The 10,862-nt window shown below is 64.8% G+C and carries 11 protein-coding genes, 1 other RNA gene and 1 pseudogene; 7 read left to right on the top strand and 6 right to left on the bottom strand.

Features of this window, described 5'->3' with window-relative positions:
- The 3 genes and pseudogenes from ABWP84_RS14220 to ABWP84_RS14230 all read right to left on the bottom strand — a co-directional run.
- Positions 1 to 1,362, bottom strand: a pseudogene (locus tag ABWP84_RS14220) (hypothetical protein); the annotation flags it as partial.
- Positions 1,363 to 1,557: 195 nt separating this feature from the next.
- Positions 1,558 to 1,950, bottom strand: a complete 393-nt coding sequence (locus tag ABWP84_RS14225; RefSeq protein WP_353212699.1) for a Zn-ribbon domain-containing OB-fold protein — start codon at positions 1,948 to 1,950, stop codon at positions 1,558 to 1,560.
- Entirely contained in the window at positions 1,950 to 3,113 is a 1,164-nt protein-coding gene (locus ABWP84_RS14230) for a thiolase domain-containing protein (protein ID WP_353212700.1), read from the bottom strand. Before ABWP84_RS14230 ends, ABWP84_RS14225 begins: the two co-directional genes overlap by 1 nt.
- A 136-nt stretch (positions 3,114 to 3,249) precedes the next feature.
- Here ABWP84_RS14230 and ABWP84_RS14235 point away from each other — a divergent pair, with 136 nt between their 5' ends.
- Positions 3,250 to 3,822 carry a cysteine hydrolase gene (locus tag ABWP84_RS14235; protein WP_353212701.1) on the top strand — a complete coding sequence of 191 codons (573 nt, stop codon included), beginning with the start codon at positions 3,250 to 3,252 and terminating at the stop codon, positions 3,820 to 3,822.
- Positions 3,823 to 3,835: 13 nt separating this feature from the next.
- Here ABWP84_RS14235 and ABWP84_RS14240 read toward each other — a convergent pair whose 3' ends face one another.
- Positions 3,836 to 4,177: a hypothetical protein gene (locus ABWP84_RS14240; RefSeq protein WP_353212702.1), complete on the bottom strand. Its 342-nt coding sequence runs from the start codon at positions 4,175 to 4,177 to the stop codon at positions 3,836 to 3,838.
- Between the two features lie 113 nt (positions 4,178 to 4,290).
- Between ABWP84_RS14240 and ABWP84_RS14245 the strand changes: the two genes are divergently transcribed.
- From ABWP84_RS14245 to ABWP84_RS14260, 4 genes are all read left to right on the top strand, one after another.
- The gene (locus tag ABWP84_RS14245; RefSeq protein WP_353212703.1) at positions 4,291 to 4,536 is read left to right on the top strand and encodes a hypothetical protein; all 246 of its coding nucleotides are present in this window, start codon (positions 4,291 to 4,293) and stop codon (positions 4,534 to 4,536) included.
- On the top strand, positions 4,537 to 4,872 hold the full coding sequence (locus tag ABWP84_RS14250; protein WP_353212704.1) for a cell division protein ZapA: 336 nt from the start codon (positions 4,537 to 4,539) through the stop codon (positions 4,870 to 4,872).
- Between the two features lie 36 nt (positions 4,873 to 4,908).
- A non-coding RNA gene (gene ssrS / locus ABWP84_RS14255) (6S RNA) lies at positions 4,909 to 5,063 on the top strand.
- A gap of 111 nt (positions 5,064 to 5,174) precedes the next feature.
- Positions 5,175 to 5,732 (top strand): 5-formyltetrahydrofolate cyclo-ligase, encoded by a 558-nt coding sequence (locus tag ABWP84_RS14260; RefSeq protein ID WP_353212705.1) that lies wholly within the window; start codon positions 5,175 to 5,177, stop codon positions 5,730 to 5,732.
- Here the strand turns inward: ABWP84_RS14260 and ABWP84_RS14265 are convergent.
- Positions 5,718 to 6,623 carry a polysaccharide deacetylase gene (locus ABWP84_RS14265; protein WP_353212706.1) on the bottom strand — a complete coding sequence of 302 codons (906 nt, stop codon included), beginning with the start codon at positions 6,621 to 6,623 and terminating at the stop codon, positions 5,718 to 5,720. The two genes, ABWP84_RS14260 and ABWP84_RS14265, sit on opposite strands and share 15 nt — an antisense overlap.
- Before the next feature lie 75 nt (positions 6,624 to 6,698).
- Here ABWP84_RS14265 and ABWP84_RS14270 point away from each other — a divergent pair, with 75 nt between their 5' ends.
- Positions 6,699 to 7,901, top strand: coding sequence for a pyridoxal phosphate-dependent aminotransferase (locus tag ABWP84_RS14270; RefSeq protein ID WP_353212707.1), 1,203 nt, complete (start codon positions 6,699 to 6,701; stop codon positions 7,899 to 7,901).
- Between the two features lie 133 nt (positions 7,902 to 8,034).
- A complete protein-coding gene (locus ABWP84_RS14275) occupies positions 8,035 to 9,156 on the top strand; it encodes a hypothetical protein (RefSeq protein WP_353212708.1) in 1,122 nt (373 codons plus the stop codon).
- Between the two features lie 36 nt (positions 9,157 to 9,192).
- Here ABWP84_RS14275 and ABWP84_RS14280 read toward each other — a convergent pair whose 3' ends face one another.
- Positions 9,193 to 10,476 carry an amidase gene (locus tag ABWP84_RS14280; protein ID WP_353212709.1) on the bottom strand — a complete coding sequence of 428 codons (1,284 nt, stop codon included), beginning with the start codon at positions 10,474 to 10,476 and terminating at the stop codon, positions 9,193 to 9,195.
- Positions 10,477 to 10,862: the final 386 nt, after the last annotated feature.

A 10,862-nucleotide genomic window follows, 5' to 3' on the forward strand; every position in this document is an offset into this window, starting at 1 on the left:
GCCACCTTCCAGGCGGTCACTGCCATCACCGCCGCTCAGCAGGTCGTCGCCGCCCATGCCCAGCAGCGTGTCATTGCCCGTGTTGCCATACAGCGCGTCATTCTCCCCACCCCCGGTCTGCACACCGATGGGGGCGCCGATATGCGCGGAGAAGACATCTTGGATAAAATTCCTGTCTGTCGCCACCAGCGTGCTCGCCGTGCTGGTGAAGCCTATGGTCGCGCCATCGGCCGAAATGGCCGCATGGGTGGATTGGCCAAAAGCCGGCTCGCCATCGGCGTTGCGCGAGATCAGCAGCAATGCGCCGGTGAGCAGATCCTTGCGGAAAATATCGGCGCTGAGCAGGCCATCCCCGGCGACAAAATTGCTGGCCTGCGAGGTGAAGCTGACATAGCGCCCATCGGCCGAGATATCGGCATCAAAGCTCGCGGCATCGCCCTGATTCTCCCCGCTATCGGTCGAAACCTGCATGATCGCGCCGGTCCAGAGATCCTTGCGGTAGATATCGGCCACGCCATTGCTGTCGCTGGCGAGCATGGCCGCGGCGGTGGCAAACACCACGTAACGGCCATCGGCCGAGATAGCGGGCCTGAGAATGCCCTCCATCTCGCCGGTCAGGCTCTCGCCATTGGCACCCTCCGAGGCGCGGGTGATCGCCCCGCTCAGCATGTCCTTCACGAAGACATCGTCGCGGTTATTGCTGTCATAGCCGGTGAGATTGGCGGCGGTGCTGTCAAAGGCGATATATCGGCCATCCGCGGAGATGGAAGGCGCGTTCATCGCCCCGGCACTGGCCTCTATCCCATCGGCGGCGAGGTTCACCCGCAGGGTCGTCGAGGTGAGCATGTCCTTGCGGAAGACATCGACCGAATAATTCGTGTCATCATCCACGATATTATTGGCGGCGCTGAGAAAGGTGACATAGCGCCCATCGGCCGAGATTGCCGGCGCGAAGGATACCGAATTCGCCGGCAACCCATCGGGTGCAGCGGAGACAATCAGCACCGCCCCCGTCGCCATGTCCTTGCGGAAAACATCGGCAAAGCCATTGCCATCATTGATGGTGAGGTTGGTGGCTAGGCTGGTAAAGGCCACATAGCGCCCATCCGCGGAGATCGCCGGCGAGAAGCTGGCACCATCGGTGGCCGCCCCTGAAAGGGTGCAGGAAACCCGCTCCAGCGCGCCGCTCTGCCCATCCTGCCGCCAGATATCGCTCACATCATTGCCGTCGGCGAGGAAGGTATTTGCCGCATCGGTCGAAAAGACGATGTAAACTCCAACACCAGATGACAGATCGGCGTAGTCGCTCTGGCCGTTGAAATCCTGGGCTGCCAGCCCCTCCGAACGGCGTGTCAGGCTCACACTCATCGCATCCTCACCCAAAGGGGCCGACCGGATGCCGGCGCGCATCACTGTACGGTTTTGCCACCCATGGATGCAATCTAAGACATGTATATAGAGCCTGAAAAGGGCGTTTCGCCCAGCGGTGTACTTTTTTTGTTCTGATTTCAGCCCAGCAAAAAGGCGGGGTCTCCCCCGCCTTTCCGCCAGCCCCGATCAGACCGGGGTGAACATCGGCACCGGCGCGCCCTCGGTGGCCTTGAAGACCAGCTTGACGCTCTGGCCAATCTTCACTGCATCAAGGTCGGTCTGGATGATATTGGTCATCACCGTCGGGCCTTCCTCCAGCGTGACATAAGCCAGGCAATAGGGCTCCTTGCCGCGCTGGACCGACCAGGAATAGATCTTGCCCAGGCCCTTGCTCTCCACGAACTCCACATTGTTGGAGAGCGTGAAGGGCGAGACATGGCGCGGCGGGAAGAAGGTCTTGCCGGTGTCCAGGCACTTGCCGATCAACAGCTTACCCTCGCGGGCCGCGTCGAAGAAGGGCTTGTTGTCCGGGTCCTCGTTCGGGGAAACCGGGATACGGTCGAATGCAGGGGTCGCCATCACACAGCCTCCAAAATGACAGTGCCGCAGCCATGGCGGGTGCACAGCGAGCCACCCTTGCCATTGGCCAGCACCAGATCGTGGTTCTTCACCTGCACCGCAGGGTGCGCCTCGCCACGCGCCTGGCGCACGGCCTCGATCACCTTGGTCATGCCACCGCGATTGCTCGGGTGGTTGTTGCAAAGACCGCCGCCATCGGTGTTGAAGGGCAGCTTGCCCACGCCCGAGATCAGGTTGCCATCGGCGACGAATTTGCCGCCCTGGCCCTTCTCGCAGAAGCCCAGATCCTCCAACTGCAGCACGACCGAGATCGTGAAGCTGTCATAGATCGAGGCGTATTTGATGTCGGAAGGCTTGCAGCCGGCCATCGAGAAAGCCGTCTTGCCGCTTTGCACCGAGGCCGAATAGCTCAGATCCACCGCACCGGCCATCTGGTGCTTCACCGCCTCGCCATAGCCGCGCACCTTGACCAGCGGCCGCTTCAGCTTGCGGGCAATTTCCTCGCGCGCGACGATAATCGCGCCGCCGCCATCCGAAATCACGCAGCAATCCAGCCGGTGCAGCGGGTCGGCGATCATCGGGCTGTTCACCACATCCTCGACGGTGACAACCTTGCGCAGCATCGCATGCTCATTGTGCTGGGCATGATGGCTGGCCGCCACCTTCACCCAGGCCAACTGCTCCGATGTCGTGCCGTATTCATACATGTGCCGCTGCGCGACCATGGCATGCATGGTTGCAATGGTGCGGCCCATCGGCAGCTCAAACGGCTCATCGGGCACGCCCGAACCGGCGGAACGCACCGCCGTGCCGGTCTGCATGCCCTCAGCCCGCGGCCGGCCGGCCAGGGTGATGAGGCACACATCGCACTTGCCCTGGGCGATCATATCGGCTGCGTGGCCGACATGGATCACATAGGACGAGCCACCGGTATCGGTGCTGTCGATGTAGCGCAGCTTGCGCAGGTTCATGTACTCGGCCATCGAAAGACCGCCCATGCCCGGCGCGTCACCGGCGCAGAGATAGCCGTCGATGTCATCGACCGAGAGCCCGGCATCCTGCAGCGCGCCATAGGCGACCTCGGCATGCAGCTGGGCGATGGATTTGGTGTCGGCCTTGCGGGTCGGGTGCTCAAAGGCACCGACGATGTAAGCTTGGCTCATGCTGTTGCGCTCATGGCGATGTTTCCTCTCCGGGTAGAGGTGCAGGGTTGAGCGGAAGCCGTCGCGCGTCAACCTCGGCGGCATGATCTTGGCTCCATTCTGGCATGCGCGCCCGGCCCGGCTTAGCCTGTCCCCCATGCGCCACACCGCCCTGCTGCTTTGCGACTTGCAAAATGATTTCCTCCGCCCCATCGGCGCCTATGGCCGCGCGGGCTGCGGCGCGCCCGAAATCGCTGCTCTGCCGGCCCGGCTGGCGCCGCTGCTGGCGCGGGTGCGGGGGCAGGGCGGGCTCGTCATCAGCACCCATTTCACCCTGGTGCCGGGGCATGGTGGCGAGCCCTTCATCAGCCCCCATCTCAAAAGCCTGCGCCCCTTCCTCGGCCGCGGCGATTTCCAGCCCGGAAGCTGGGGCCATGCCATGGTGGATGAACTCGGCCCGGCCGATATCGCGATTGAGAAAGTGGCGTTTTCCGCGTTTTACATGTCGCGGCTGGAATGGGTGCTGCGTCAGGCCGGAACCAGCCATTTGCTGGTGGCGGGCATCGTCACCAATGGCGGCGTGGCCAGCACGGTGCGCGATGCGCATATGCGCGAATTTCACGTCACCGTTCTGGAAGATGGCTGTGCGGCCATGACCCCCGCATTGCATGACGCGGCCATTGCCGGGCTGCGGCCGGTGGCGGAAATCGGCCGCGTTGCTGATGTCTGACGCGCAAAGCCCCTCAACCCCCGGCCCATTCCTCCAACCAGCCCCGGCCGCGGCGCTCCTGCCAATGCTGCAGGTCACGCGCCGGCGGGGCCTGCGGCAGCACCCGGCCGGGAAAGGCCCGCGCCGCATCGCCGCCCGCACGCAGCACCACCATGGGCATGCCATCACGCAGCGCCGCCCAGGCCCAACCGGCATCATCGCCGCAATCGAGGATCGCCACTTCCGCCCCCCGCCATCCCCCCGCCCGCAGCATGGCCAGAAAACCGTGATGGCCGAGATACCCCACAGCCCCCGGCGGAGAGAGCAGCGCGCAGCCCAGGCCCAGCACCGCGCGGATATGCGCCGCGCCATGCACCACAAACGCCCTTGAAACCCCTCGGCTTTGCCAAGGCGGCCCTTGCAACCTAGGCCCCTGCATGCCAACCCTTACCTGATAAAACGCGGCAACATGACAGGGGAGTCGCTGCTGTGGAATTGACAACCGACCGCGCCCTTCAGGCCGCACAACGCCTCGAACTGGCGGTGGAGAAGCTCGCCATCGCCGTCGAGCGTAAATTTGCCCAGATGCAGGCCGCCGCCCAGGCCGCTGCCGCTGAGAGCGTGCCGCGTTCCGAAGTCGTCGCGCTCTCCGCCCGGCTGGACCAGGCGCTGTCGCAACTGCGCACCGCCATGCTGGATGAAGACGCCCAAGCCGAAGAACAGGAGCCGCGATAAATGGGCCAGGTCAGCGTCCGGGTGAATGGCTATAGCCACACCATTGGCTGCCGGGATGGCGAAGAGTCACATGTCCGTGACCTCATCGCCGTCATCGAGGGCAAGGTGAAGCTGATCCAGCAGATGGGCGGGCAGTTTTCCGAAAGCCGCATGCTGCTCCATGTCGCGCTGCTGCTGGCCGATGAACTGGGCGATTTGAAGATCGAGCTGGTCCGCAACCAGCATGATGAGAGCACACCCCTCGCGCCCCCACCCACCGACCCCCGCCTCGCGGACCGTCTGGCGAGCATCGCCGAGCGGATCGAGGGCATCGCCATCAGCCTCGACAAGCCCTGACTGGTAACCCGGGCGCCGCCGCCCTATGTTCATCCCGCGAGGCTGGCCTTCACGCCAGGCAAGTCATGCCCAGGGCCAATAAGCAACTCCCGGGAGCTGGCTCTGGCAGGATCGTGGTCCTGTTATCTGGTGCCCACCTGTTTCGGCAGGCCTTGGGAGCATGCAACGCCAGCGGCTGTGCCGGCTTCGCTCTGAGAGCATCATCCGTTCAAACGGGATCGTTTGAACGGATAAAAATGTCTGACAAACAAAAGCTTACAGCCTGCGCGGTGAGCCCTTACGAATTAAACAGGCTCTGAGCCATGACCGAGGTAGCGCTCATGGCCGAGAAGGCCACGCTGCGCGCCCGGGCGCTGGCCGCCCGCGCGGCGCTGGCGCAACCCGGTGCCGGCGAGGCGCTGGCCGGCCATGTCCTGGCCGCCGCCCCAGCAAATCCCAGCGTGATCGCCGGCTTCTGGCCGATGGGAGATGAGATCGACACCCGCCCCAGCCTGCATGCGCTGCATCAGGCCGGCCATCGTATCCTGCTGCCGGTCACCCCACGCCGTGGCGAGGCGCTGAGCTTCCGCCCCTGGCAGCCCGGTTGCGCCATGCAGGCCGGCCGTTTCGGCACCCAGCACCCCGCAACCAGCGAGACCGCGACGCCCGATTGGCTGCTCATCCCGCTGCTGGCCTTCGATTCGGCCGGCAACCGTCTAGGCTATGGCGGTGGCTATTATGATCGCACCCTGGCCGGCCTGCCCGCCGCCTTTCGCCTGGGCATCGCCTATGCCGCGCAGCTTGTGCCGGCAGTGCCGGTGGGCGCCACCGACATAGGCCTGCACGCCATCGCCACTGAAGTGGGGCTATTTCGGGTTTGATGCCGCATGGTCGCGGCACCACGCCGCCACCTCGGCATGGGTGGCGAACCAGCATTTCCCGGTGGCCTTCATATCGGCGATCAGCCGGTCCAGCAGCACCAGCCGCGAGCGGTGGCCGATATGGTGGGGGTGCATGGTGAGCAGGAACAACCCGCCCTCGGCCAGCGCGCCCTCAAACTCGGCCCTAAAAATCGCCTCCACCGCGCTGGGCGGCGTATAGGGGCGCAAGCCCGCAAAGCGCAGCATGTTGAAATACACCGCATCATCGCGAATCCATTCGGGCGGCAATTCCACAATGCCGCTGGGCTGGCCCTGCACCTCCAATTCATAGGGGTCGTCATCGGCCATCAGCGAGCTGTCATAGAGCAGCCCCATCTCGCGGATGATATCCATGGTATCGACTGAAAAATCCCAACTCGCGGTGCGAATCCCCACCGGCGTCTGGCCCGAAACCTTCTCCAGCGTGTCACGCGCGCGCAGCGTCAGGTCGCGCTCCACCCCCGGCGGCAGTTTGGTATTGGCCTCATGGATCCAGCTATGGATGCCAATCTCATGCCCCTCATCAGCCACGCCACGGATTTCATCGGGGTAGAGCAGGGCGGAGACGGCCGGATAGAAGAAACTCGCCCGCACCCCATGCCGGGCGAGCAGCCGGCGAATCCGCGGCATGCCCTGGCGATGGCCATATTGCCCCTGGCTGATGCGCATCGGGCTCTCATCACAATCGCGCAATGGGATGGTGTCATGATCGGCATCGAAGGAGAGTGCGACGGCACATGCCGCCCCATTGGGCCAATGGGTGGGGGCGAGTGAGCGACCGGCCCGGGCGCGGCCCACAATATGCCGCCAGGTCTCCTCCGGCCATTCCCATGGGTTTTCTGATCGCTGCATGGGTCTCTCCGGGTTGTTGCGCGCGCCTTGCGGGACTAGATTGGCCTAGCTGTTTCGTTTCTGTGAAGGCCCGTCATGAACCTCGTTGCCGACCGTCTGGACCGTATTGCGCCCAGCCAGACCATCACCGTCACCGCCAAGGCCCGCGCCCTCAAGGCCGCCGGGCGCGATGTGATTGGCCTCTCCAGCGGTGAGCCCGATTTCGACACGCCCCAGAACATCAAGGATGCCGCCATCCGCGCCATCCAGAACGGCGATACAAAATATACCGATGTGGCCGGCACTCCGGCGCTGCGCGCCGCCGTCGCCGCCAAGTTCAAGCGCGACTCGGGCATCGACTACAAGCCTGAAGAAATCATCATCGCCACCGGCGGCAAGCAGGTGATTTTCAACGCCCTGCTCGCCACCATCAATCCCGGCGATGAGGCGATCATCCCCACCCCATGCTGGGTGAGCTATCCCGATATTGTCAGCCTCGCTGAAGGCACCCCCGTCTTCGTGCCCTGCGGCCAGAATGCCGGCTTCAAGATGACTGGCGAGCAGCTGGAAGCGGCGATCACGCGCAAGACCAAGTGGCTGATCATCAACAACCCCTCCAACCCCACCGGCGCCGCCTATAATGCGGAAGAGCTGAAAAAGCTCACCGATGTGCTGCTGCGTCACCCCGATGTGTGGATCTTCACCGACGATATCTACGAGAAGCTGGCCTATGACGGCTTCACCCCCGCCACCATCGTGCAGGTGGAACCGCGCCTGCGGGACCGCACCATCACCATGAATGGCTGCTCCAAGGGCTATGCCATGACCGGCTGGCGCATTGGCTTCGCCGGCGCGCCGCTCGCGCTGATCAAGGCGATGGACAAGCTGCAGGGCCAAAGCACCTCCAACACCTCCTCCATCTCCCAGGCCGCCGCCGTTGAGGCGCTGAACGGCCCGCAGGAGAGCATCAATGGCATGGTCGAGGTCTATAAGCGCCGCCGCGACATGGTGGTGGAATTGCTGAACAAGGCCCCCGGCCTGCGCTGCCACAAGCCCGAGGGCGCCTTCTATGTCTTCCCCGACATGAATGGCTGCATCGGCAAGACCACCAAGGGGGGCCGGCTGATCAGCGCCGATAAGGATTTCGTCGAAGCACTGCTCGATGAAGAGGGTGTCGCCACCGTGCATGGCGATGCCTTCATCTTCCCTGGCCATTTCCGCATCAGCTACGCCACCTCCGATGAGGCGCTGCGCGAGGCCTGCGCCCGCATCCAGCGCTTCTGCGAAGGGATGCGCTGAGCGGCATTGCAGTTCAGCGATTGATCCCGGTCGCTATCTCCAAGAAGAGCCGGCCGGGCAGCCGCCGCATCACGCGGCTGCCCGAACCAAGCATAAGACCCTGCCACCGCCGTCATCACCGGACACCATCGACATGGATTTCATCACAATCGGTTTCCTAGGCGCGATCCTCATGGGGTTGATGGCGGGGGACGCGGTGATCAGTTCCAACACAATGACGGTCAATGTCGGGTTGCCGCCCATCGTGCAGCAGAGCGGGCTGTCCCGCGCCCCGGCGGAGGAGATCTTCGTCACCGAACTCGCCCGTATCACGTCCATTCCCTCAGCCCTGCCAGTGCCCATGCCGCGCATCGGCTCCCGCCGAACCGTGATCGGTGCACTGGCGGAGCCGCTGAAGCTGAACGACATGACCTCGGCGCTGCAGGACCTCTTCGGCCTCGATCCCATCCGCATTTCGGCCACCATGCTGCAGGTGGAGGCCGGGCTCAGGATGGAGGTCGTGGTGTCGCAGCATGGGCGGCCGCCAAAGTACCTGCGGCTTTCTCACCCGAATTTGGACGCGGTGGCGCTGCTCCGCCGGGCCGCGCGCGAATCCTTCGCTGAGGTCGCGCCCTACCGCGTCACCCTTGCCCGGCTGAATGCCCAGCTCGATGGCAGCGAGACGAATCTCAGCGAGGTGCGCGCGCTGACCAACGCGATGATCGCGCGCAACTCGCAGCAGCACGACGATCTGCAGCGTTCGGCCTTGTTCAACTTGGCCTCGGTCCTTTCCATGCTCGAGGACGACGTGGGGCAGGCTGTGCGTGAGCTGCGGTTGGCCGGGTCCTACGGCGGTGCTTTGGACGCACCGCGTGCCTTTTTTGCCTTTAACGGCGCATTCCTTAGCATCCTCGCCGGCGATCTTGAACAGGCACGGGTGCAGACTGCGCGCGGCATCGCCGCCAGCCCCCGCCATCCCGTCGCGAATTTTCCTGCCTATGTGCAGATACATCGTGGCCTTTTGGCCTGGGCCGAGGGCCAGCGGGAGACCGCCCTCCAGCGGATGCAGGAGGCGCTGCAGCGCGACCCAGATAACCGCAATGCGCAGGTTTACGTCGCCTGGCTGCGGCACCTGATCAGTGGACAACCGGGACAATTCGACCCTGCCAGCCTGCCTGAAGCTCTCAGCTATTCCCCCACGGTCCCAGCGCTGATGTCATCGGTCTTTCTGCAAGATCCAACGGCGCGGCAGTTTCAGCGCGCGCCGTTGCGGTAGTCAGGCGCTCCCCGCCCGGGGGACAGGCGCTTCGATTCAGAGGTCCAACCCGCTCGCCACTTCCGAGAATAGAAAACCGGCCAGCGCCGCATCCGCCCCGGGTGCGGCGAAAAGCAAGGCACCCACCGGCATACCCCCATCTCGCCCCGCCCGCAGCGTGGCCACCGGACCGCCCAGGGCGGTGGTGGGGATGACATAGGATGGGTCGCCCGTGGTGCCATCGGCCGGCGCCACATCCGGTGCCGCGGGCATCAGCAGAACATCCTGCGGGCCGAAACTCGCCCAGAATTCCCGCCGATAGGCCGCCAATCGTCGCAGCGCCGCATGATAATCTCCATCGCTGATGGCCAGCCCAATGGCGATGTCAGCGGCCAGCCGGGGCGAAATACGTGCCATATCCAGCCCCGCATGGGTGCGCCCGGCCTCCGCCAGCAGCACCTGGCGATGGGTGAGCAATATCTCTTCCAGCGAGACCGGCGATGGCGCAGCCATCACCGCCAGCCCCGCCCCGCGCAGCCTTTCCACCAGCCCGGCCATGGCCGCGGCGGTACCAGGCTGGGTCTGCCGGGCCAGCATCGCATCCTCCAGCACCATGATGCGAGGCAGCCCCATGGCCGGGGCGCCGATGCGCAGATGGTCCGCCGCATAACCCGCCGCCAGAAACGCCGCATCCTGCGCCGTCTGGCCAAAAGCACCCACAGTGTCGAAGCTGGGTGACAGGGGCACCACCCCCACCCCGCCTATCGAAAGCGTGGAGGGCTTGAAGGCCCCGGTGCCGGTATAGGCGGCCGGGCGGTTCACGCTGCCCGCCGTCTGCGTCCCCAAGGCCAGCGGCACCGTACCCGAGGCCACCGCCGCCCCCGACCCGGCCGAGGAGCCACCGGGCGTGCGCGTCAAATCCCAGGGATTGCGCGTCGGTGGCACCGGCGAGAAATACGCGAACTCCGTGGTGTGCACCTTGCCCAGCACAACCGCCCCGGCGGCGCGCAAATGGGCCACCACCGTGGCATCGGCGCTGGCCGGGGCGATATCGGCACGCGAGAGGCTATTGGCCCGGGTCGGCAGGCCGCGCACATCGATCACATCCTTCACCGCGATGGGGATGCCATGCAGGGGGCCGCGCTTGTCACGCTCGCCATCCAGCACCCGGGCCTGGGCCAGCGCGTCATCGGCCAGCACATGGATCCAGGCCTGCACCGCACCATCCACTTCTCCGATGCGCGCGAGGCAGCGGTGCACCAGCGCCTCGGAGGTCAGCGCACCGCTAGCCATGGCGGCGGAGAGGTCGCGGATGCGGCCGGGGTCTTTGACATGGCTCATGCGCGCAGTTCCTTGCGTCTGGCTTCAATGGCGGCGGGGCCCACCGCCAGGGTTTCATTCTCGATCTCGCCGGAGCCGATCATGTCTTTATTTCACCTGCCTTGTGCCGGCTTTCCAATCCCTCCATCACATCATGCAACACTCCGCCGGGCAGGGGGACTACAATAGCCACCGCCGGCACTGTCGCGCCCGTGCGGGGCCGAGCCGTGTTGCAGCGTCGGCCGCAGCAGATTGGGCAGGCGATTGGCCGCGACATCGCCATCCACCAGCGAGTGTTTCCAGGGGTGCTATGTAAGGGTGGTGCAGTAAATATACCCGAAACAGCATGCCGGATGCGGAGCAGCCGAACAGGGTCTATCTCATAGAGGCAATATGGATAAAGGCCG

This window comes from Rhodovarius sp. (assembly GCF_040399605.1).
GTDB lineage: Bacteria > Pseudomonadota > Alphaproteobacteria > Acetobacterales > Acetobacteraceae > Rhodovarius > Rhodovarius crocodyli_A.

Excerpts from the sequence above, each read along its gene's own strand:
- ABWP84_RS14260 (WP_353212705.1), top strand. The coding sequence starts at position 5,175 with ATGACCGAGGTAGCGCTCATGGCCGAGAAGGCCACGCTGCGCGCCCGG.
- ABWP84_RS14270 (WP_353212707.1), top strand. The coding sequence starts at position 6,699 with ATGAACCTCGTTGCCGACCGTCTGGACCGTATTGCGCCCAGCCAGACC.
- ABWP84_RS14230 (WP_353212700.1), bottom strand. The coding sequence starts at position 3,113 with ATGAGCCAAGCTTACATCGTCGGTGCCTTTGAGCACCCGACCCGCAAG.
- ABWP84_RS14225 (WP_353212699.1), bottom strand. The coding sequence starts at position 1,950 with ATGGCGACCCCTGCATTCGACCGTATCCCGGTTTCCCCGAACGAGGAC.
- ABWP84_RS14275 (WP_353212708.1), top strand. The coding sequence starts at position 8,035 with ATGGATTTCATCACAATCGGTTTCCTAGGCGCGATCCTCATGGGGTTG.
- ABWP84_RS14235 (WP_353212701.1), top strand. The coding sequence starts at position 3,250 with ATGCGCCACACCGCCCTGCTGCTTTGCGACTTGCAAAATGATTTCCTC.
- ABWP84_RS14250 (WP_353212704.1), top strand. The coding sequence starts at position 4,537 with ATGGGCCAGGTCAGCGTCCGGGTGAATGGCTATAGCCACACCATTGGC.
- ABWP84_RS14265 (WP_353212706.1), bottom strand. The coding sequence starts at position 6,623 with ATGCAGCGATCAGAAAACCCATGGGAATGGCCGGAGGAGACCTGGCGG.
- ABWP84_RS14280 (WP_353212709.1), bottom strand. The coding sequence starts at position 10,476 with ATGAGCCATGTCAAAGACCCCGGCCGCATCCGCGACCTCTCCGCCGCC.